Source organism: Streptomyces sp. NPDC000404 (genome assembly GCF_040300365.1).
Lineage (GTDB): Bacteria > Actinomycetota > Actinomycetes > Streptomycetales > Streptomycetaceae > Streptomyces > Streptomyces ramulosus.
On record NZ_JBEPDN010000001.1, the window covers coordinates 421,195 to 440,207 of the forward strand.

Annotated in this window: 24 protein-coding genes; 12 read left to right on the top strand and 12 right to left on the bottom strand. The window is 73.9% G+C overall.

From position 1 onward, the window contains the following. Together ABT345_RS01840 and ABT345_RS01845 are read left to right on the top strand one after the other, a co-directional pair. Positions 1 to 1,125: a PDR/VanB family oxidoreductase gene (locus ABT345_RS01840; RefSeq protein WP_345083472.1), complete on the top strand. Its 1,125-nt coding sequence runs from the start codon at positions 1 to 3 to the stop codon at positions 1,123 to 1,125. A gap of 36 nt (positions 1,126 to 1,161) precedes the next feature. Then, positions 1,162 to 1,860 carry a TetR/AcrR family transcriptional regulator gene (locus ABT345_RS01845; RefSeq protein WP_345083474.1) on the top strand — a complete coding sequence of 233 codons (699 nt, stop codon included), beginning with the start codon at positions 1,162 to 1,164 and terminating at the stop codon, positions 1,858 to 1,860. 96 nt (positions 1,861 to 1,956) lie between these two features. On the opposite strand, the gene ABT345_RS01850 is transcribed toward ABT345_RS01845, so the two are convergent. Then, complete coding sequence (locus ABT345_RS01850; RefSeq protein ID WP_345083476.1) at positions 1,957 to 2,922, bottom strand: alpha/beta fold hydrolase; 966 nt, start codon at positions 2,920 to 2,922, stop codon at positions 1,957 to 1,959. 117 nt (positions 2,923 to 3,039) lie between these two features. Between ABT345_RS01850 and ABT345_RS01855 the strand changes: the two genes are divergently transcribed. From ABT345_RS01855 to ABT345_RS01865, 3 genes are all read left to right on the top strand, one after another. After that, a complete protein-coding gene (locus ABT345_RS01855; RefSeq protein WP_345083478.1) occupies positions 3,040 to 3,654 on the top strand; it encodes a TetR/AcrR family transcriptional regulator in 615 nt (204 codons plus the stop codon). 81 nt (positions 3,655 to 3,735) lie between these two features. Further along, positions 3,736 to 4,233, top strand: coding sequence for a DUF2975 domain-containing protein (locus ABT345_RS01860; protein ID WP_345083480.1), 498 nt, complete (start codon positions 3,736 to 3,738; stop codon positions 4,231 to 4,233). Next, the gene (locus tag ABT345_RS01865; RefSeq protein WP_345083482.1) at positions 4,233 to 4,451 is read left to right on the top strand and encodes a helix-turn-helix domain-containing protein; all 219 of its coding nucleotides are present in this window, start codon (positions 4,233 to 4,235) and stop codon (positions 4,449 to 4,451) included. The genes ABT345_RS01860 and ABT345_RS01865 overlap by 1 nt, the downstream gene beginning before the upstream one ends. A 51-nt stretch (positions 4,452 to 4,502) precedes the next feature. On the opposite strand, the gene ABT345_RS01870 is transcribed toward ABT345_RS01865, so the two are convergent. After that, positions 4,503 to 4,754: a hypothetical protein gene (locus ABT345_RS01870; RefSeq protein ID WP_345083484.1), complete on the bottom strand. Its 252-nt coding sequence runs from the start codon at positions 4,752 to 4,754 to the stop codon at positions 4,503 to 4,505. A gap of 4 nt (positions 4,755 to 4,758) precedes the next feature. Here ABT345_RS01870 and ABT345_RS01875 point away from each other — a divergent pair, with 4 nt between their 5' ends. Then, complete coding sequence (locus ABT345_RS01875; protein WP_345083486.1) at positions 4,759 to 4,890, top strand: hypothetical protein; 132 nt, start codon at positions 4,759 to 4,761, stop codon at positions 4,888 to 4,890. A gap of 84 nt (positions 4,891 to 4,974) precedes the next feature. Here the strand turns inward: ABT345_RS01875 and ABT345_RS01880 are convergent, their stop codons facing one another. Then, a complete protein-coding gene (locus tag ABT345_RS01880) occupies positions 4,975 to 5,805 on the bottom strand; it encodes a thioesterase family protein (RefSeq protein ID WP_345083488.1) in 831 nt (276 codons plus the stop codon). 1,139 nt (positions 5,806 to 6,944) lie between these two features. Here ABT345_RS01880 and ABT345_RS01885 point away from each other — a divergent pair. From ABT345_RS01885 to ABT345_RS01895, 3 genes are all read left to right on the top strand, one after another. Further along, positions 6,945 to 8,018, top strand: a complete 1,074-nt coding sequence (locus ABT345_RS01885; RefSeq protein WP_345083490.1) for a GNAT family N-acetyltransferase — start codon at positions 6,945 to 6,947, stop codon at positions 8,016 to 8,018. Positions 8,019 to 8,177: 159 nt separating this feature from the next. Next, positions 8,178 to 8,687: a GNAT family N-acetyltransferase gene (locus tag ABT345_RS01890; protein ID WP_345083492.1), complete on the top strand. Its 510-nt coding sequence runs from the start codon at positions 8,178 to 8,180 to the stop codon at positions 8,685 to 8,687. A 263-nt stretch (positions 8,688 to 8,950) separates the two neighbouring features. Continuing rightward, a complete protein-coding gene (locus ABT345_RS01895) occupies positions 8,951 to 10,093 on the top strand; it encodes a serine hydrolase domain-containing protein (protein ID WP_345083494.1) in 1,143 nt (380 codons plus the stop codon). Between the two features lie 216 nt (positions 10,094 to 10,309). Here the strand turns inward: ABT345_RS01895 and ABT345_RS01900 are convergent, their stop codons facing one another. From ABT345_RS01900 to ABT345_RS01925, 6 genes are all read right to left on the bottom strand, one after another. After that, a complete protein-coding gene (locus ABT345_RS01900; protein WP_345083496.1) occupies positions 10,310 to 10,942 on the bottom strand; it encodes a M15 family metallopeptidase in 633 nt (210 codons plus the stop codon). Positions 10,943 to 11,039: 97 nt separating this feature from the next. Beyond that, positions 11,040 to 11,522, bottom strand: coding sequence for a GreA/GreB family elongation factor (locus ABT345_RS01905; protein ID WP_345083498.1), 483 nt, complete (start codon positions 11,520 to 11,522; stop codon positions 11,040 to 11,042). Positions 11,523 to 11,624: 102 nt separating this feature from the next. Further along, positions 11,625 to 11,909, bottom strand: a complete 285-nt coding sequence (locus ABT345_RS01910; RefSeq protein ID WP_345083500.1) for a hypothetical protein — start codon at positions 11,907 to 11,909, stop codon at positions 11,625 to 11,627. Positions 11,910 to 12,031: 122 nt separating this feature from the next. Next, positions 12,032 to 12,499: a DUF3995 domain-containing protein gene (locus ABT345_RS01915; RefSeq protein WP_345083502.1), complete on the bottom strand. Its 468-nt coding sequence runs from the start codon at positions 12,497 to 12,499 to the stop codon at positions 12,032 to 12,034. 109 nt (positions 12,500 to 12,608) lie between these two features. Beyond that, positions 12,609 to 13,049, bottom strand: coding sequence for a hypothetical protein (locus ABT345_RS01920; RefSeq protein WP_345083504.1), 441 nt, complete (start codon positions 13,047 to 13,049; stop codon positions 12,609 to 12,611). A gap of 97 nt (positions 13,050 to 13,146) precedes the next feature. Continuing rightward, positions 13,147 to 13,611, bottom strand: coding sequence for an ATP-binding protein (locus ABT345_RS01925; protein ID WP_345083506.1), 465 nt, complete (start codon positions 13,609 to 13,611; stop codon positions 13,147 to 13,149). 154 nt (positions 13,612 to 13,765) lie between these two features. Between ABT345_RS01925 and ABT345_RS01930 the strand changes: the two genes are divergently transcribed. Continuing rightward, positions 13,766 to 14,596: a helix-turn-helix domain-containing protein gene (locus ABT345_RS01930; RefSeq protein WP_345083509.1), complete on the top strand. Its 831-nt coding sequence runs from the start codon at positions 13,766 to 13,768 to the stop codon at positions 14,594 to 14,596. Next, the gene (locus tag ABT345_RS01935) at positions 14,593 to 14,781 is read left to right on the top strand and encodes a DUF397 domain-containing protein (protein ID WP_345083511.1); all 189 of its coding nucleotides are present in this window, start codon (positions 14,593 to 14,595) and stop codon (positions 14,779 to 14,781) included. Before ABT345_RS01930 ends, ABT345_RS01935 begins: the two co-directional genes overlap by 4 nt. Before the next feature lie 60 nt (positions 14,782 to 14,841). Here ABT345_RS01935 and ABT345_RS01940 read toward each other — a convergent pair whose 3' ends face one another. Beyond that, positions 14,842 to 15,324, bottom strand: coding sequence for a GNAT family N-acetyltransferase (locus ABT345_RS01940; protein ID WP_345083513.1), 483 nt, complete (start codon positions 15,322 to 15,324; stop codon positions 14,842 to 14,844). A 158-nt stretch (positions 15,325 to 15,482) separates the two neighbouring features. Here ABT345_RS01940 and ABT345_RS01945 point away from each other — a divergent pair, with 158 nt between their 5' ends. Further along, the gene (locus ABT345_RS01945) at positions 15,483 to 16,340 is read left to right on the top strand and encodes a maleylpyruvate isomerase family mycothiol-dependent enzyme (protein ID WP_345083515.1); all 858 of its coding nucleotides are present in this window, start codon (positions 15,483 to 15,485) and stop codon (positions 16,338 to 16,340) included. A gap of 19 nt (positions 16,341 to 16,359) precedes the next feature. Here the strand turns inward: ABT345_RS01945 and ABT345_RS01950 are convergent, their stop codons facing one another. Next, positions 16,360 to 17,397: a LacI family DNA-binding transcriptional regulator gene (locus ABT345_RS01950; protein ID WP_345083517.1), complete on the bottom strand. Its 1,038-nt coding sequence runs from the start codon at positions 17,395 to 17,397 to the stop codon at positions 16,360 to 16,362. Next, positions 17,394 to 19,013, bottom strand: coding sequence for a glycoside hydrolase family 13 protein (locus tag ABT345_RS01955; protein ID WP_345083519.1), 1,620 nt, complete (start codon positions 19,011 to 19,013; stop codon positions 17,394 to 17,396). Before ABT345_RS01955 ends, ABT345_RS01950 begins: the two co-directional genes overlap by 4 nt.

A 19,013-nucleotide genomic window follows, 5' to 3' on the forward strand; every position in this document is an offset into this window, starting at 1 on the left:
ATGTCCGTCGTTCCCCGTCCCCGTGCCGTGAGGACCGCGCTGGCGGTGGGCGGTGCCGCCACGGCGGCGCTGCTGGTGCGCGGTGCGCTGCGCCGCCGGATCCGGCGGTCGCCGCTGTGGCCGCTGCCCGCGCTTCAGGAGCCGGTCTCCGGCCGGGGCGGCGGCCGGGGCGCCGGGGCGCTGCGGCTGCGCGTCGCGGAGCGCACCGAGGCGGCCGAGGGCGTGGTGGCGCTGCGGCTGACCGGCGAGCGGCTGCCGGCCTGGGAGCCGGGCGCGCACCTCGATCTCGTCCTGCCGTCGGGCACCGTGCGGCAGTACTCGCTGTGCGGGGACCCGGCGGACGCGGGTGGGCCGGGCGCCGGTTCGTACACCGTCGCGACGCGGCTGATCGCGGACGGGCGGGGCGGTTCGCGGGAGGTGCACGAGGCGCTGCACGAGGGCACGGAGGTGGAGGTGCGCGGGCCGCGCAACCGCTTCCCGCTGGCCGACGCGCAGGTGTACCTCTTCGTGGCGGGCGGCATCGGCATCACCCCGCTGCTGCCGATGGTGCGGCAGGCGGTGGCCGAGGGCGTGCCGTGGCGGATGGTGTACGCGGGGCGCTCGCGGGCGTCGATGCCGTTCCTCGCGGAGCTGACGGAGCTGGCTGACGGCGAGCGGCTGACGGTGGTGGCCGAGGACACCGACGGGCGGCCCGATCTGGCGGCCGCGCTGGCCGGGACGCCGCCGTACGCCGCGGTGTACTGCTGCGGCCCGGACCCGCTGATGGACGCGGTGGCGGCGCTGCTGCCCGACGGGCCGGAGGGGCTGACGCTGCACACCGAACGCTTCGCGCCCGCCGCGCCCGAAGGGGCCGCCGGGGACGCCCCGTTCGAGGTGGAGCTGCGCCGCACCGGCCGCACGGTGACGGTGGAGCCCGGCACCAGCGTGCTGCGCGCCGTGCGCGAGCAGGCGCTGCCGGATCTGCCGTACTCCTGCGAACAGGGCTTCTGCGGAACGTGTCAGCAGCGGGTGCTGGCGGGCGAGGTGGACCACCGCGACGAGCTGCTGACCGACGCCGAACGCGACGATTCGATGCTGCTCTGCGTGTCCCGGGCGCGGGGGGCGTCGCTGACGCTGGACCTGTGAGCCGGGCGTGCGCCCCGGGTCGTTAGGGTGTGCGCCATGACGACCCGGGCGCGCCGCAGGATGGGCGTCGAGGAGCGGCGGGAGCAGCTGATCTCCGTCGCGCTCGACCATTTCAGCCACCGTTCGCCCGAGGACGTGTCGATCGACGAGATCGCCGAGGCGGCCGGGATATCGCGGCCGCTGGTCTACCACTACTTCCCGGGCAAACAGCAGCTGTACGAGGCCGCGTTGCGGCGCGCCGCCGATGAGCTGACGGCGCGCTTCGAGGAGCCGCACGAGGGTCCGCTCGGGGCGCGGCTGCTGCGCGTGATGGAGCGGTTCTTCGACTTCGTCGACGAGCACGGGCCGGGGTTCTCGGCGTTGATGCGGGGCGGTCCGGCGATCGGTCCGGGCCGCACCGGTGCGCTGATCGAGAGCGTGCGCCAGGCCGCGTACGAGCAGATCCTGGCGCATCTGGAGGTCACCGCGCCGTCGCCGCGGCTGACGCTGGTGGTGCGCTCGTGGGTGTCGCTGGCGGAGACCACGGCGCTGCTGTGGCTGGACGGCCGCCGGGTGCCGCGCGGCGAGCTGGAGCGGCAACTCGTCCATGACTTCGCGGCGTTGGCGTCGGTGAGCGCGGCGTACGACGACGGGATGGCGGACGTCGTGCGCGCCTTCCTGGAGAAGGAGCCGCCGGACGGGATGTTCGCGGAGCTGGCGGCGCGGCTGCTGGCGCTGGCGCCGCGGCAGGCCTGAGCCGGGGCGGCCGGCCGGCGGTCCGGCGGGGCGCGGGCGGCGGTCCGGCGGGGCGCCCGGTGACAGCCGGTGCGCCCCCGCCGACCCGGTGCGCCGTCACGCCCTCCCCGGCACGCCCTCCCCCTCCCGTGCCGGATCGTCGACGCCGTCCAGGTAGTCGATCATCCGGGCGTTGACCTCGTCGGCGTGGTCGATCTGCGGGCCGTGGCCGGTGCGCTCCAGGATGACGGCGCGGGTGCCGGGGACCAGCCGCGGGACGCGCTCGGCCTGCCGCTTCGGGTGCAGCAGCAGGCTGCGCCGGCCGAGGACGAGGTGGAGCGGGGTGCGGATGGTGCGCAGTTCGTCGTCGGTGAGGGGCTTGGGGGCCGGGCGGCGGATTCGGTGGGCGCGGACCCCGGCCCGCACCATGGCGCGCAGCTCCGGGACGACGAGGACGGGCTGCTCCAGCCAGGCCGCGAGCCGCGGGCGGAGGGCCGCGGGGGCGGCGGTCGCGAAGAGGCTCAGGAAGATCCAGACGAAGAACCGCAGGCCCACCTTCTCCAGCCCGCCCGGGTCGAGCAGCGTCGCGGAGGCGAGGCGTCCGGGCCGCCGGTGCGCCATGTTGAGGGTGAGCCAGCCGCCGTACGAGGTGCCGATGAGGTGGACGCGGTCGAGGCCGAGCGCGGCGAGCGACTCGTCCAGCCACTGTGCGGCGCGTTCGGGCTGGTGGAGCGGGGCGCGGTGGACGCTGCGGTTGGCGTCGCCCGGGGTTTCGAGCGCGTAGACGGTGCGCTCCGCGGCGAGCGCCGGGGTGTTCGGGTACCACATGGCGGCGCAGCCCCCCGCGCCGTGCACCAGGACGACGGGGGTGCGCCCGGCGGCACGGCCGGCGGCCGCGGTGCCCTCCTCGGGCCCGTAGCGGTAGACGTGCGTGGTCCCGAACGAGGTCTCCACGTCGTACTCCGCGCGGGCGGGCGCGCCCAGCGCGTGGACCGCGTCGCAGGCGGCGAAGTACCGGTCGCGCAGGGCGTCGTTGACGTAGCGGCCGATGTCGGCCCGGGCGCGGGTGGCGGTATCGGACACGGGGGCACCTCCTGGGGTCCTCGTTTTCGTGATACGACCGTACCACGTTGTTGATACGGCGGTACCATGAAAATCCGAGGCCGCAGCGGCCGGACGGACCGACCCCGGGGAGCACCGATGCCCAAGCGCGTGGACCACGACGAACGGCGCGCCGAGATCGGCCGGGCCCTCGTCCAGGTCGCGGCCCGCAAGGGACTGCACGCCGTCGGCATGCGCGACGTGGCCGCCGAGGCCGGAGTCTCACTCCGCCTGGTGCAGTACTACTTCCACACCAAGGAGAACCTGCTGCTCCACGGCCTCCAGCAGCTGACCGAGGGCTTCGGGGAGCGGGTCACCGCGCGGGTCCGGGCGGCCGGCGAGAACCCCGGGCCGCGCACGGTCGTCGAGGCACTGCTGATGACCTCGCTCCCCACCGACGAGGAGAGCCGCGCCTTCCACCTCGTCCTCACCTCGTACGCGCTGCTCGCCGTGACCGACGAGGCGCTCGCCGCCCAGCCCTACCTCCAGCGCCCCGACGCCGCCGAGGACGCCGTGACCGGCCTGCTCGAACAGGCCCGGGAGGCCGGACTGCTCGCCCCGGACGCCGACGCGCGGACCGAGGCGGTCACCCTGCTCGCCCTCGCCGCCGGGCTGGGCACGAGCGTTCTGACCGGTCAGCGCACCCCGGAGTCGGCCACGGCGGTACTCCGGCACCAGCTGAACCGGATCTTCCGCGAGCCGAAGGCGAGTTGAGCCCCAGCCGCGGACGCTCCGCCTCTCGCTATCTCCCGCATATCGATTGACTTTCGATGGAAACCCATCGATATTCGATACATGCACCGAGTCCTCATCATCGCGCTCCGGGCCGCCATCGCCGCGGCGATCCTGTTCGGCCTGTTCGCGCAATGCGTGATCATCCCCGGGACCGCGGCCGAAGAGGTCGACCGCTTCCCGCCCTACGCCCCGTTCGCCGTGCCGTACGCGGCGATCGCCATCGCCGGGGTGGCCTGCGTCCAGGTGGGGCTGGCCGCCGTGTGGCGGCTGCTCGCCATGGTGCGGCGCGGCGCGCTCTTCACCCCGCGGGCCTTCCGCTGGGTCGACGTCATCATCGGCGCCTCCCTCGTGGCCACCCTGCTGGCCGCCGGGGTGACCGGGCATCTCGCGCTGGCCTCCATACCCTCGCCCGACGACGGCATGGAGGTCATCGGCGCCCTGGGCGCGGCCCTCGCGGCCGTCGGGGTGGGCGCGGCCTTCGCGATGCTGGTCGTCGTCATGCGGGGCCTGCTGCACAAGGCGACGGAGCTGCAGAGCGAGATGGCCGAGGTCATCTGATGGCGATCATCGTCGACCTCGATGTGCAACTCGCCCGCCGGGGCCTCTCGGTGGGCGAGTTCGCCGCCGCCGTCGGCATCACCCCCGCCAACATCGCGGTCCTCAAGAACGGCCGCGCCAAAGCGGTGCGCTTCACGACGCTCGACGCGATCTGCCGGGTGCTGGAATGCCAGCCGGGGGATGTGCTGCGGTGGGTGCCGGATGGGGAGGAGGGCTAGGCGGTCTCGCTCCGCCTGCGTGCGGCCCCTGCTCATGGCACCGTCACCGCGTCACAGCGGCTTGCGGGGCTCCCTCTCGGCAGTGCCTTTGTGAGGTTCCGCTTCAGCGGCGCCCTTGCGGGGCTCCCCCTCGGCGGGGCCGCTGCGGCGTACGCGTACCACTCCGGCGTTCAGATCGACCCGGAAAGGAGGCTCCTCCGCCGGCCTGACGTTCTTACGCACCCGCTCCTGCTCCAGGCTCTGCTTGACCACCCGCGCCCCGGGGGTGACCTCTTGCGCGAGCTCGAAGCCGATCGAGGACAAGCCCTTGCGTTTGCGCCAGTACACCCAAGCCCTGACGCTCCATCCACAGCAGCGCCTGATCCGCGAGAAGCGCCACGACCACCAGTGCGCCGACACCCCCGGCAAGCCCCCACCCCGCACTCAGCATGTCTCCTGAACTCACGGGCAGGGCAGGAGAGTTCCCGGACCTGCGGGCCGGCCCGGGGCGGGGACCCGCGACCGGCCCGACGCGCCCCGGGTGTCAGCCGCCGGGCATCGGGCGGACGGTGAGGATCTGCTCCGCGTGGCCCACGGGGCCGTCGAGGTCGTGCAGGACGCTGCTGGTGACGCCCTGGCCGGAGGGGCCGAAGGTGACGCTGGTGTCCAGGCCGGTCCAGGGGCCGCGGGGCGCGCGGTGCAGATGGATGGTGAGGTCGACGTTGGGGAACATCCACGCGGCGGGGTCCTGCTGGACGGCGATGCCGTTGGCGGTGTCCACGAGGGTGAGGTAGGAGGCGAGTTCGCTGCGGGGCTCGTCGGCGACCAGATCGACGGTGGACGAGATCCACGCCTGGTTGCGCCCCTTGCGCTGCGACGGGATCCGGCGGGCGTCGAGGGAGGCGATGTAGCCGCCGCCCCAGGTGTCGCCCATGGTCCACGGGGCGAGGGTGTCGGGGTGCGGGAGCGGCGTGAAGGGGGTGTCGGCGACGGCGGCGGTGTCGAGCGAGGCGAGCAGCCAGGCGCGGGCGCGGACGACCGGGCGGCCACCGATCCGCAGGACGGCTTCGAGGAGTTCGATGGTCCGGCCCGGCCGGACGGTCTCCACGGTGACCTCGCACTCCTCGAAGGCGATGCGCCCGAGGATGTCGTAGCTGATCCGGGCCAGCGCCAGCCCGGAGCCGGGACGTTCGGCGACATGGCGGTCGAGGACGTGCGCGATGAGCCCGGAGACCGGCCCGAAGTGCTGCTCGTCGAGGCTCCAGGCGCCCTGCGCATGAGGGGTCGGCTTGTAGTGACGCTCGTCCGTGCGCTCGTAGTAGCTCTCGCGGCTGCTCCGACGGTGGCTCTCGTGTCCGGTGGGGGCGATGGTCACAGGCGGTTCTCCTCACGCGGGACGGACATCGGTCGGGCGGGAAGCCGGCCGGACAGGCGACCCGGCCGGACCGTCCGGCCCGTGCAAAGGAGGGTAAAGGCCCTGGTGTTGCCTGGGCAGGGGCCGTGATCCATTCCACAGGTCAAGGCGGCCGGTGCCGCGCGACGGACGCTGCGCCGGAGGCGCCCCGGCCTGCCTCAAGCGACTCCTCCTCTCCTCCCGTACGCCCCTTCGCAAGGTCTTACGCAAGTGATTGCAAGGGTGTTACGTTCGCCGGCGAGCCCCGGTCCGTCCGGCCGGAGGTCCGGGCGCCCCGTGGCCCGGGTCCACGCGCCCGGCACGGGCGGACCGGCGGCGCGCGCCTTCGGACGAGCGGCGGCACCGGGATCGAGGAGGCCGTGGCGCGTCCGGTCCGTGGATGTCGTCGGGTTCCCAGTTCCCGCTTCCCGGTCGTCGGCGGGTATGTGCCCTGCGGGCAGCGGTGCGTTCCTGGCATTCCTGGCGCCTGGTCGGCGGTACGGCGCGTACGGCCTACGGGGGCGCCGGGGCGTTCGTGGTTCCGGCCAGGCGGTGCGGGTACGGCCTGCGACCTCGGCGTTCCGCCGGTCGCGGGCCGACAGTGCGGGGGCGGCCGCCGGAAAAGGGTTTGCGGTCGGTGTTCCGGCTCGGTTAGGTGTGTCCCCGGTCCGCCCGCAGGCGTGGCCGACGACCGCGACATCGGAAGGAGGAGGCAGGCATGACCACCGCTGTCACCGCGCCCGCGTCCTCCCGGGACACGGAATCCCGCTGATCCCGGAGGGACGGGCGCCTCGTAGGAGTGCGCCTTGACCACACATGAGAACCACCGGAGCGCGAACCATCGGAGCGCGAACCACCCGAGCACGAACGACCGGAGCGCGAACCACCCGAGCACGAACGACCGGAGCGCGAACCACCCGAGCACGAACGACCGGAGTGGGAACCACCCGAGCGCGAACGAGCGTCCGCGTCCGAATCCCGAACCGAGCAACCACGCGAGGAATCCTCTGAGCCACCCTGGACACCCGGGTATCCCGGACGGACAGACCGGTCCGGGCGAAGCGACCGGGACGAGCGACGCGGACGGCCTCGTCCTGCGCGCCCTGCGCGGGCCCGAGGAGTTGGGCCTCTTCCGCAGCCTTCCGTACGACCTCAACGACGAGTTGGCCGGCGATCTCGCGGAGGGGCGGCGGCAGCCGTCGTGGATGTGGGTGGCGCTGCACGGTGACCGTGTGCTGGCGCGGGTGGCCTGGTGGTCGCGGCCGGGTGACGCCGTCCCGATGCTGATGGACATCTTCGATCTCGATGACGCGGGCGCCGCGCCCGACGGCTCCGGGGCGCCCGCCGCGGGCCCCGATCCGTTCGACGCGGGGGTGCGGCTGCTGCGCGCCGCGTTGCCCGCCGTGTTGCCGGACGGCGCGCGGCCCGAGTACCTCCGCTTCGTCCCGCCCGGCTGGCGTGCGGACCCGGTGGAGCGGCGCGCCGTGGAGACCCGCATGGCGGCGCTGGAGACGACCGGTGCCCGGCTGCTCGTCGAGCGGCTGCGGTGGGAGTGGACGCCGCGGGACGACGCGCCGGACGCCTCATGGGACGCCGCCGCGCCACCGGCCCCGGAACCCGGCACCGCGCGGGACGGGCACGCCTCGCCCGCGCCCGTACACGCACCCACACCCGCACCCGCACCCGCACCCGCACCCGCACGGACAACCGCCTCGCCCGGCTCCGCGCACGCGCCCGCCGCGCTCGCCTTCCGGGCGCCCCGCGACCGGGAGGAGTTGCTGACGCTGATGACGGCGGTGCTGGACGGCACGTTGGATGCGCACAGCCGGGCCGATTTGGGACGGATGTCCGCGCGGGAGGCGGCGGTCTTGCAGTACGAGGAGGAGTTGGTGCGCTACCGCAGCCCGCGGGAGTGGTGGCGGGTCGCGGTGCTGCCCGGTGGTGAGCCGGTCGGGTTCGTGATCCCGGCGCGCAACGACTACCACGCGATCATCGCCTACCTCGGGGTGGTGCCCGCGCACCGCGGCCACGGCTACGCCGACGCGCTGCTCGCCGAGGGCACCCGCGTCCTGGCCGAGGAGGGCGTGCCCCGGATACGCGCCGCCACCGACCTCGGCAACGTCCCCATGTCGAACGCGTTCCGGCGCACCGGTTACCGGAATTTCGCGGGACGCATCGACATGACCTGGGAATGAGCCCGCCCCGGAACAACCGAGCAACCGGAGCAGCCGGATCCATCAGTTCCACCAGGTCCGCCGGCTCCGTCAGATCAACCCGACCAACCCGACCAGCCCGACCAGCCCGACCAGCCGGACCGTCAGGAAAGCCGGACCACCCACTCCCCCTGGAATGCCATGACCACGTGGACCACCCGCCCCGAAACCCCCGCCGACGTGCCCGCCGTCCGGGACATCAACCTCGCCGCCTTCCCCACGCCCGAGGAGGCGCGCATCGTCGAGGCGTTGCGGGCCGATCCCGGGGCGTGGATCGACGGACTGTCGTTCCTCGCGCTCACGCCGGACGGGGCGCCGGTGGGGTACGCGCTGCTGACCCGCTGCCATGTGGACGGGCGGCCGGCGCTCACGCTCGCGCCCTGTGCGGTGGTGCCGGCGGCGCAGCGGAAGGGTGCCGGGTCGGCGGCGATCCGGGCGGCGCTGGAGGCCGCCCGGGCGCTGGGCGAGAACCTCGTTCTGGTCCTCGGCCACGCCACGTACTACCCGCGCTTCGGGTTCGTGCCCGCCTCCCGGTTCGGCATCCGGGCGCCGTTCGACGTGCCGGACGAGGCGATGATGGCGCTCGCGCTGGTCCCGGATGCTCCCGTGCCGTCCGGGACGATCCGCTATCCGGCGGCGTTCGGCGTCTGACGGCCGGGAGGGCGGGGGCGGGAGGAGTGGGAGGAGCAGGGGGGAGCGGGATGTCGGCGGAGCGCACCGGCATGCCGCTCTCCACCCGTCAACTCCCTTCGCGCAACTACGAGTTGAAGCAGCCACCGACAACCGCCCACCCCTCCCCTCCCCTCCCCCGGAAATTCGTTCGTGCCGGGGCAGGGGGCGCCGTACCGTGGCGCGGTCGGCGGCGGGCGGGGTCACCGCGTGCCGGAAGCGCGTAGGCGGAGGAGCGGGGACCGGTGGAGCGGTGTCGGGGCGAGGTGGATGAGGGCTTCGGCGGGGTTGCCGAGGCGTTCGTGCGGAACTTCGCGGACTTTCCGGAACTGGGCGCGGCGGTCACGGTGTTCGTCGGCGGGCGGAAGGTCGTCGAGCTGTGGGGCGGGGTCGCCGACGGGCGGACGGGGCGGCCGTGGGAGCGGGAGACCCCGGTGCCGGTGTTCTCGTGCGCCAAGGGCCTGGTCGGGGTGTGTGTGCAGCTGCTCGTTCAGGAAGGGTTCCTGGATCTTGACGTGCCGATCGCGCGCTACTGGCCGGAGTTCGCCCGCCACGGCAAGGAGGAGATCACCTGCCGGATGATCCTCGGGCACCGCGCCGGGATACCCGTCCTCGACCAGAAGCTCACGTTCGAGGAGATCGCGGCGTGGACGCCGGTGGTGCGCGCCGTCGAGGAGCAGCGGCCGCTGTGGGAGCCGGGTGCGTCGTACGAGTACCACGGGCATGTCTTCGGTTTCGTGCTCGGTGAGGTGATCCGGCGGCTGACGGGGCTCACGCCGGGTGCGTATTTCCGTCGGGCGGTGGGCGATCCGCTGGGCCTGCGGGCCTGGATCGGGCTGCCGGAGGCGGAGATGGCGGGCCGGGCGCGGCTGGCGGAGGCGGCGGGGCGGCCCGCGATGCCGGGGCCGGAGCATCTGCTCACCCGCATCGTGACGATGAACGGCGCGCTGGTCTTCCCCGGCACCGACGCGCCGTACGGCTGGAACGACCCGGCGCTGCTCGGCGCGGAGTTGCCGGGCGCGGGTGCGGTGGCGTCCGCGACGGGTCTCGCCGGGCTGTATGCGGCGGCCGTCACCGGTCTGGACGGGCACGCGCGGCTGCTGGCGCCGGAGTCCGTGACGGATGTGGTGCGGGAGGTGTCGTCGGGTGCGGGCTGGCTGGGGTTCGATGCCGGGGCGCGCTGGGGTGCGGGGTTCCTGCTGGACTCGCCGTTCCGGGCGATGCTCGGTGCGCGCAGTTTCGGGAGCGATGGTGCGGGCGGGCAGTTCGCGTTCGGGGACGATGCGTTCGGCGTCGGGTTCGCGTATGTCGCCAACCGCATGATCGGCCACGGCGATGCGCGGGCGAACCGGCTGGTGGCGGCGGTGCGGGAGTGTCTGGGCGGGTGAGGGGTCGGCGCGGCCCGAGCGCTTCGGCGCAGCCCGAGCGGCCGGGCCTGAGCGGCCGGGCCTGAGCCGCCAGGCCCGAGCCGCCAGGCCCGAGCCGCCAGGCCCGAGCCGCCAGGCCCGAGCCGCCAGGCCCGAGCCGCCAGGCCCGAGCGGCCAGGCCCGAGCGGCCAGACCCGAGCGCTTCGGCGGCGGGGCGCGGCCCGCCGGGCCGGTCGCTCAGACCGGTCCATACATCGCGCTGCCGGCCGCGCTGATCAGCGCCCAGTATCGGTCCCCGTACGACCAGTGCCACCACTCCGTGGGGTAGTTGACGAAGCCGGCGCCACGCAGGGCGCGGGCCAAGAGGCGGCGGTGATCGCGTGCTGCGTCCGGGAGTCCCGGAGCGTCCAGCGGGCAGGACCGTTCGTCGCCGGTGCGGTGAGCGTTGACGGCGCCGCCCATGTCCAGCTCGGTGCCGTCGGCGTCGATGAGCGTCAGGTCGAGTGCCGCGCCGGCGCAGTGCGGCGCCACCTCGACCGGCGAGACGAAGGCACTGGTCCGGCGCCGCAGCTCGACGGGGTCGGTGATGCCGGAGCGGCGCAGGCGGTCCTCGTGGCGGGCGAACCGCCGTGCCTGCTCGGCGCTGCCGCGATGGCCTTCCACGACGAGGAACCTGATGCCGTCGGGAAGGCTCCGCGACGCCGAGCGCAGCCGCCGGAGCACGCCGGTCCGGGCCCGGCCGTATGCCCCCGCGGGGTCGCGTTCCTGGTGGCTCAGCACCACCGCCGGGTCCGCGGCGATCTCCGCGAGGGGTTCACCGCAGTCCCGCACAGGGATGCCGCTCACCCGGGGATCGCTCAGCAGGATCATGGTCCTGAGCGTAGGCGGGCGTGGTGGCCTTGCGACGGCATCCCGCCGCACGTGCCGCGGACGTCAGTGACTCCCCGGCCGACGGGCCGACGGGCCGCTACCGCCCGTTCTCCGGTCCCGGTTCGCCGACCGACAGCAGGTGGACGGTCTCGCGGCCCTCGGGGGTGGCGTACTCGACGCGGTCGCCCGCCTCGTGGCCGAGGAGGGCGTGGCCGAGGGGGCTGTCGGCGGTGACGAGTGTCGGGTCGCGGTCCGAGGCCAGTCGCGCGAGGTGGAGCGTGGCGCGGTCGCCGTCCGGGAAGCGCACGGTGACGGTGGAGCCCACGCCGACGGCGTCGACCGGCGGCACGCCCGCGCGTTCGCCCTCGTGCAGGCGCAGGGTGATCTCGGCGAGGCGGACCCCGATGTGGGTGGCCTCATCGACGCGTTCGGACTGGTCGGCTGCGTCGCCGCGGTCGCCCGCCTGGCCGGAGTCCTGCGGCGCCGGGGCATCGGCGGCGCGGGCGGCGCGCAGCGCGTCGCGGTCCCGCTCCAGCGCGCGGCGCTCGGCGGCGCTGATCGGTTCGGGTTCCTCACTCATGCCTGCTCCACACCTCTGACCTGCGCGGACGGCTGATCTGCGGGACGGCCGGGCCCGCGCGTCCGGCTCTCCGGCCCACCCGTACGACCGGCGGCCCCGCGCTCACTTCTCGTAGTCGGAGGGCGGGAACGGGTTCCGCTGCTTCCGTGAGGCGACGCTGCGGGGCATGGTGCCGCTGTCGGCCTCGCGTTCCACCTCGGCCCGCTCCTCGGCGTACCGGGTCGCCTCGTCCTTCCCGGCGCCGTCGGGCAGGCCCGCCTCGCGGCGGTCCTCCTCGGTGCGGCGTTCGGCCTCGCGCCCGTCGGGCCGCCGGGGCATGCCGCGCCCGTGGCCCGCGTCCGGGTCGCCCTCGACCGCCTTGTTCTGCTTGTGGTGGTGGTGTCCCATGCGCCCGCCTCCTCGGCTGCGGCGGCCGGCCGCGTCGCGCGCCCGGCCCCTCGGGAAATGCGCTCCTCCCAGGATCGCCGGGGCGGCGGGCGGGTGCATGTCGGGCGCGGGACGGCGGGAGGTCAGGCGGTGTCGTCCCGGGACGATGCGCGGCCGAAGGCCCACGTGGCCAGTCCGAAGAGGAGACCGCCGAGCAGGAACCACGGGTTCCAGAGCATCAGCGTCCACCGGCGCTGCTCCGCGCTCACCTGGATCGCCGGGCCCGCGGCGCCCGTGAGCAGCAGCGCCTGGAGGACCGCGCCGCGCACGAGCAGCACGGCGCAGGCGCACCAGCCCAGGGCCGTGAGCAGCCGCCCGGCCGTTCCCCGCGGCCGGGGACCGGTGAGCCGCCGGCCCAGCGCGGCGCCGATCAGGCACACCGCGCCGACTCCCCACAGGCCCACCGCCACGAACCAGCCGGGCCGTTCCGCGGCGAGCGGTCCCGCGGAGACGGCCAGCCCCCGGCTGCCGCCCAGCGCCCAGTAGAAGTGCAGGGCGGCGAAGGCCATCGCCCAACCGCACGCCAGCCGTCCCCAGATCCGCGTCACCACGTCCCCCGTGTCCCCCGCGCCGTCCGTCGTCCGTCGTCCCGTACATCATGCAGACGTGGCGGCCGACGGCGGTGCGGTTCGCCGTGCCCGGTCGCGTACGGGCCGGTCGCTACGGCGTCACCCGGCTGGCCAGGACCTGGCGGGCGAGGCGGCGGGTGTACTCCACGGTTTCGCCGGGGTCCTGCGGGTCCACGAGGGACAGCCGTCCCACCACCAGCTTGCTGTGACCGTAGACCGGTTTCGCCGGTTCGCTGATGCCGTCCACGTCCAGGGACCAGGTCGCCTCGCGGAGGTCGAGCCCGCCCGGCTTCGGGACCACCCGGCTGCTCCAGCCCAGGCACAGCACCCATTCCGTGGGCTGCGCCGCGTGGCGCGCGGCGACGTCCATCAGGTAGGTGTCCGGCACCTCCGGCAGCGGGAGGTAGCCGACGACGGCCGTGTCGCCGAAGCGCCCGGTCGTCGCGTACGCCGCCACGCCGAACGCGTCCGGCCACATGTGCAGCAGCGGAAAGACCGACACCCGCCCGGTGTCGCCCATCGTCTTCGCCAAGGAACTTCCTTACGTCGCAAGGGACTTCGCGCCGTTTTCCCGGCACGGAACCTGTTCAACGGCGCGACCTGCGGGCGGGTTATCGCACCGGTGGAGATCACAGCGTCACCTCCGCGCGGACGATCTTGCCGACGCCGGGACGGTCGGCGACCTCCCAGTGGTCGGCGAGCGCCGCCACGAGGAGGAGGCCGCGACCCGATTCGGCCTCCGGGGCGGGCGGACACAGCCCGTCCGGGTCCGGCGGCCGGGCCTCGGTACGGGTGTCGGCGACCTCGATCCGCAGCCGGTCGCGCCCGTCGGCGCCGCCTACGAGGGTGAGCCGCAGCTCGAAGTCGCGCCCCGGGACGCGGCCGTGCAGGACGGCGTTGGCGGCGAGTTCGGCGACGAGCAGGGCGACGGTGTCGGACCGTTCGCTGCCGTAGGGGGTGCCCCAGGCATCGAGCTGTGCGGTGGCCAGCCGACGGGCGAGGCGGGCGCCCCGACGGGTGGCACTGAAGCGCTGTGCGAACACACGCGCGGTGACGGAAGTGGGAGCTGCGACGGCAGCAGGCAGGGCATGCATATGCCCAAGTTGGCGCGCTGAGCGACGCGTTGGCCAGCATCTTCGCCCGTACGCTTGGTCAGCGTACGGGTGCGGAGAGTGGACAGTACGGGTAACCGACCGTGAGCATGGCCGAGTTAGCCAGAGGGGTGCGCACACAGCGGAGGTGCCGAACATGGCGAAGAAAAAGGGCGGTAGCGAGCCGGAGTGCACGGACAGCCTCAAGGCGTTCGGCGCAGCAGTCAAGGCATTCCGGGAACGGGCCGATCTGACGCAGGAGGAGTTCGCTCCGCTGGTGGGGTTCTCGGCCCAGACAGTGGCGTCGATCGAGCAGGGACGGCGCTTCCCCCAGCCGGATTTCGTGGAGAAGGCAGAGGAAGTACTGGACGCACACGGCGTGTTGGCCGCGATGGCACCGCATCTCGCCCGGAAGCCGGGGTTGGCGGCATGGTTCCGTCAGTGGGCTGCGCTGGAGCAGAAGGCGCTGAGCCTGTACGCGTACGAGTGCCGGATGGTGCCTGGAATGTTGCAGACGGAGGAGTACGCGAAGTCGCTGTTCGCCAACCGACTACCTCCCCTGGACGACGAACAGATGGCGAACCAGCTAGCGGCGAGGATGGATCGGAAGCGCTTGCTGCGGGAGCGCCCGAACACGGCGTACAGCTTCATCCTGGAAGAGCACCTGTTCCTGCGTTGTGCGGGCGGCAAGGACGTGACCAGGGAACTCATTGACCACGTGATCGAAATCGCCCAGATGCGCAACGTCGAGGTACAGATCATGCCTCAAGTGCGAGAAACTCATGCTGGGTTGGCGGGGCCGATGCAGCTTGCGGAAACCCCGGAGCACAAGTGGTTTGCCTACTGCGAGGGCCAACGAAGCGGCACCCTTATCTCCGACCCCAAGGAGATCAGTGTGCTCCAAATGCGTTATGCCAGGATGCGTTCACAGGCTCTCTCCCCCGAAGACTCACTGAGCCTGTTGCAGCGGATGCGAGGAGCACTATGAAGACCACCGAACTGGCCTGGCGTAAGAGCAGTTACAGCGGCAGCGAAGACGGCGACTGCGTAGAAATCGCCCCCTCCCCCACCACCATCCACATCCGCGACTCCAAGGACAAGGACGGGCCGCAGCTCGCCGTCGCGTCCGGTGCCTGGCGGGACTTCGTCGCGTACGCGGTCGTTCAGGGCTGACCTTGAGGCGGCAGGCGGGTGTGCCGTCGGATCGACGGCGCCCGCTCGCACGCCGCGCTCTCAGCGCAGCGCCTTCACCATCAGGCGTTCCCTGCTCACCCCGTCGGACAGCAGGTCGCCGAATTCTCCCGTATCGACGAAACCGTTGCGGCGGTACAGCGCGGCGGCGGGCTCGTTGCCCGGTAGGACCGCGAGCTTCAGGGTCGTGGCACCCCGCTGCCGGGCCCATCCCTCGACCGCCGCGATCAACTGGTTTCCGACGCTGCGGCCCCGCGCCTGGGGGCTGACCCACACCGACCTCAGCTCGCAGGCGCCGCCGTCCCCGGGAAGGCCGGCGGCCACCCCTACGGCTTCGCCGTCCAGCAACGCGACGACGCAGTAGGCATCGGGCATCGCCAAGCGCTCGCGCCACCGCGCCTCCCCGCCGTTGTGCCATTCCGCGAGTCCGGCCTTGAAGGCGTGCGGTGCCTCGCTCAGCGCGGCGAGGCGGACCGCCCGCCACAACGGCCAGTCGCTCGTCGTGAGAACCCGTAGCTGCACCATGACCACGAGTCTGCCGCGCCACCCGCGCGGCAGTCCACGGACAACAGGCCACGACACCCTCGGCTCCCACCGCTCACGACTCATGGCCAGCGGTTACGGGAGGGCTCTCCGCGAGGAATCCGCTGGAGGGCCGGGCACCTGGTTGGCAGGCTGTCGCCATGACATCGCAGCCCGATACGAATCCCGGATGGCGCCGGCTCGGCCCGCCGATCGACGCGCGTGGCCTGTTCGCGGCGGAGCACGCGGCGCTGATGGACACCTTGCGGGGGCTGGCGCCCGGCGACTGGGAGCGGGAGGCGGTGCCGGGCTGGAGCGTGCGGGATCTCGTCGCGCATCTGCTCGGGGACTTCTACGGGCGGCTCGGCCGCGACCGCGACGGGCATCGAGGCGGCCCCGCTCCGGCGCCGGGCGAGACGCTGGAGGGGTTCATCCACCGCATCAACCAGGAGTGGGTGGACGCCCACCGCCGGGTCAGCGCCGCCGCGCTCACCGGGACGGTGGACCTGGTCGGCGGGCAGGTCGCCGACTTCTTCGGGAGCGTCGATCTCGGCCGGGCGTCGCTGGGGGTGTCCTGGGCCGGGGCCGACCCCGCGCCCATGTGGCTCGACAGCGCGCGGGACCTCACCGAGTTCTGGACGCACCGGCAGCAGATCCGGCACGCCGCCGGGCAGGAGACCGATCCCGATCCGCGTTCCCTCTCCGTCGTCCTGGACACCTTCCTGCGGGCGCTTCCGCACACCCTGCGCGGTACGGCGGCGCCGTCCGGTACGCAGGTCCAGGTGGGTATCGGCGGTCCGGCGGGCGGTACCTGGACGGCCACCGCTGTCGCGGGCGGGTGGTCCCTGGCCGAGCCGGATACGGGCCGTCCGGCGGCCCGGCTCGGGCTGGACGCCGAGAGCGCGTGGCGGCTGTGCACCCGCGGAATCTCACCGGCCACCGCGTTCGCCTCGGCCCGCGTCGACGGCGACCGCCGGCTGGCCGAGGCGGCCTGCCGGATCGTGTCGGTCGTGTACTGACACCGGCGGCCCCGGGCGCTCACCCCCGTACCGCCCCCGTCGACCCCCGCACCACCAGCTCCGGCTGGAAGACGAACTCCGTGTGGCGGACGGGGTGGCCCCGCATCTCCTCGATGAGGGTGTCGACGGCCGCCGCGGCCATCGCCTGGACGGGCTGGCGGACCGTCGTCAGGGGCGGGTCGGTGAAGGCGATCAGCGGGGAGTCGTCGAAGCCGACGACGGAGACCGCGCCCGGGACCGGCAGGCCGCGGGCGCGGGCGGCGCGGACGGCGCCGAGGGCCATCAGGTCGCTGCCGCAGACCAGGCCCGTACAGCCGTCGTCGAGGAGGGCGTCGGCCGCCGCGTGGCCGCCCTCGACGGTGAAGAGGGTGTGGCGGACGCGGCGTTCGGCGTCGGCGGGCGGCAGGCCGAAGCGGTCCGTCAGCGCCGCCGTGAATCCGGCCGCCTTGCGGCGCGAGGGGACGTAGCGGGCGGGGCCGACCGCGAGGCCGATGCGGGTGTGGCCGAGGGTGGCGAGATGGTCGACGGCCATGCGGGCGGCGGCGCCGTCGTCGGGTGAGACGGAGGGCGCCGGGATGTCCGGGCGGTGGCCGTTGATCAGGACGTACGGGACGCCGCGGTCGCGCAGGCGGAGGTAGCGGGCCGGGTCGGCGCCGGTGTCGGCGTGGAGTCCGGAGAGGAAGACGATGCCGGTGACGCCGCGTTCCTCCAGCTGCTCGACGAGTTCGTCCTCGGTGGAGCCGCCGGGCATCTGGGTGCACAGGACCGGCGTGTAGCCGTGGCCGGCCAGCGACTGCTCGATGATCTGGGCGAAGGCCGGGAAGATCGGGTTGGTCAGCTCCGGGAGGACCAGCCCGACCAGCCCGGCGCTGCGGCGCCGGAGCCGGACGGGGCGTTCGTAGCCGAGGACGTCGAGAGCGGCGAGGACGCGCTGCCGGGTGGCGTGGGCGACGCCCGCGCGGCCGTTGAGGACGCGGCTCGCGGTCGCCTCGCTGACCTGCGCCTGAGCTGCGAGGTCGGCGAGGCGGGGGGTGGCGCGGGAGGCCGGTGCGCTCACGCGTCCCACCAGACGGTGGTGTCGGGGGGAAGGATGAACTCTCCGTCGGAGGTGGGGAGTTGCCCCGAGGAGAGAAGAGGCTTGCCGGGGGCGGGGAGGCGGACGGCGGTGTCGGTGGTGTTGGCGGTCGCGACGAGGCCACCGGGGCGGCGGAAGGCGAGGATGCCGTCGGGGGCGTCCAGCCAGGTCAGCTCGGTGCCGGCGCCGAGTCCGGGGTGGGTGCGGCGCAGGGCGAGGGCGGTGCGGTACAGCTCCAGAGTGGAGTCGGGGTCGCCGGTCTGGGCGGCGACGGAGAGGGCGCTCCACTCCGCCGGCATCGGGAGCCAGCTGCCGCCGGGGCCGAAGCCGTAGGAGCAGCCGTCCTTCTCCCAGGGAATCGGGACGCGGCAGCCGTCGCGCAGTCCGTCCTGGCCGGCGGCGCCGGCGCGGCGGGCGAAGGCCGGGTCCTGGCGGGCCTCGTCGGGCAGGTCGGTGACCTCCGGGAGGCCGAGTTCCTCGCCCTGGTAGAGGTAGGCGGAGCCGGGGAGGGCGAGCATCAGCAGGGTCGCGGCGCGGGCGCGGGCGAGGGTGCCGCCGAGGCGGGTGCGGTGGCGGACCACGTCGTGGTTGGAGAGGACCCAGGTGGTGGGGGCGCCGACGGGGCGCATCGCATCGAGGGAGGCGTCGATGGTCTCGCGGAGGGCGGGGGCGTCCCAGGCGGTGCCGAGGTAGTGGAAGTTGAAGGCCTGGTGGAGTTCGTCGGGGCGGACGTAGCGGGCGGTGCGCCCGGGGCTGGGCGCCCAGGCCTCGGCGACGGCGATGCGGGCGCCGGGGTACTCGTCGAGGAGGGTGCGCCAGTCGCGGTAGATCTCGTGGACGCCGTCCTGGTCGAAGAAGGGCAGCTGCTGGTTGCCGATCAAGGTGGCCTGGCCGCCGTGGCCGATGTCCGGCAGGCCGGCGGCCTTGATCAGGCCGTGGGCGACGTCGACGCGGAAGCCGTCGACGCCGCGGTCGAGCCAGAAGCGCAGCACGGAGCGGAACTCGTCGCGGACGACGGTGTGTTCCCAGTTGAAGTCGGGCTGCTGGGGGGCGAAGAGGTGGAGGTACCACTGGCCGTCGGGCTCGGGCAGGCGGGTCCAGGCGGGGCCGCCGAAGACGGACTCCCAGTCGTTGGGCGGGAGTTCGCCGCTCTCGCCGCGGCCGTCGCGGAAGTGGAAGCGGTGGCGGAGCGGGGAGGTGGGGCCCTCGGCGACGGCCTGACGGAACCAGGGGTGCTGGTCGGAGCAGTGGTTGGGGACGAGGTCGACGATGACGCGCAGGCCCAGGGTGTGGGCGTCGCGCAGCACCGCGTCGGCGTCGGCGAGGGTGCCGAACATCGGGTCGACGGCGCGGTAGTCGGTGACGTCGTAGCCGGCGTCGGCCTGCGGGGAGGCGTAGAAGGGGGAGAGCCAGACGGCGTCGACGCCGAGGTCGCGCAGGTGGGGCAGGCGGCGGCGGATGCCTTCCAGGTCGCCCATGCCGTCGCCGTCGGCGTCGGCGAAGCTGCGGGGGTAGACCTGGTAGATCACCGCGTCGCGCCACCAGCCGGGGCGGGCGGGGGGCTGGCTCGGGGCGGGGGCGGAGGTGTCCTGAGTCAT

Bases quoted from the DNA above. Each gene is read 5' to 3' on its own strand.
- ABT345_RS01945 (WP_345083515.1), top strand. From the start codon at position 15,483: ATGACATCGCAGCCCGATACGAATCCCGGATGGCGCCGGCTCGGCCCG.
- ABT345_RS01840 (WP_345083472.1), top strand. From the start codon at position 1: ATGTCCGTCGTTCCCCGTCCCCGTGCCGTGAGGACCGCGCTGGCGGTG.
- ABT345_RS01890 (WP_345083492.1), top strand. From the start codon at position 8,178: ATGACCACGTGGACCACCCGCCCCGAAACCCCCGCCGACGTGCCCGCC.
- ABT345_RS01905 (WP_345083498.1), bottom strand. From the start codon at position 11,522: ATGAGTGAGGAACCCGAACCGATCAGCGCCGCCGAGCGCCGCGCGCTG.
- ABT345_RS01935 (WP_345083511.1), top strand. From the start codon at position 14,593: ATGAAGACCACCGAACTGGCCTGGCGTAAGAGCAGTTACAGCGGCAGC.
- ABT345_RS01940 (WP_345083513.1), bottom strand. From the start codon at position 15,324: ATGGTGCAGCTACGGGTTCTCACGACGAGCGACTGGCCGTTGTGGCGG.
- ABT345_RS01955 (WP_345083519.1), bottom strand. From the start codon at position 19,013: ATGACTCAGGACACCTCCGCCCCCGCCCCGAGCCAGCCCCCCGCCCGC.
- ABT345_RS01925 (WP_345083506.1), bottom strand. From the start codon at position 13,611: ATGCATGCCCTGCCTGCTGCCGTCGCAGCTCCCACTTCCGTCACCGCG.
- ABT345_RS01855 (WP_345083478.1), top strand. From the start codon at position 3,040: ATGCCCAAGCGCGTGGACCACGACGAACGGCGCGCCGAGATCGGCCGG.
- ABT345_RS01845 (WP_345083474.1), top strand. From the start codon at position 1,162: ATGACGACCCGGGCGCGCCGCAGGATGGGCGTCGAGGAGCGGCGGGAG.
- ABT345_RS01860 (WP_345083480.1), top strand. From the start codon at position 3,736: ATGCACCGAGTCCTCATCATCGCGCTCCGGGCCGCCATCGCCGCGGCG.
- ABT345_RS01865 (WP_345083482.1), top strand. From the start codon at position 4,233: ATGGCGATCATCGTCGACCTCGATGTGCAACTCGCCCGCCGGGGCCTC.
- ABT345_RS01910 (WP_345083500.1), bottom strand. From the start codon at position 11,909: ATGGGACACCACCACCACAAGCAGAACAAGGCGGTCGAGGGCGACCCG.
- ABT345_RS01930 (WP_345083509.1), top strand. From the start codon at position 13,766: ATGGCGAAGAAAAAGGGCGGTAGCGAGCCGGAGTGCACGGACAGCCTC.
- ABT345_RS01900 (WP_345083496.1), bottom strand. From the start codon at position 10,942: ATGATCCTGCTGAGCGATCCCCGGGTGAGCGGCATCCCTGTGCGGGAC.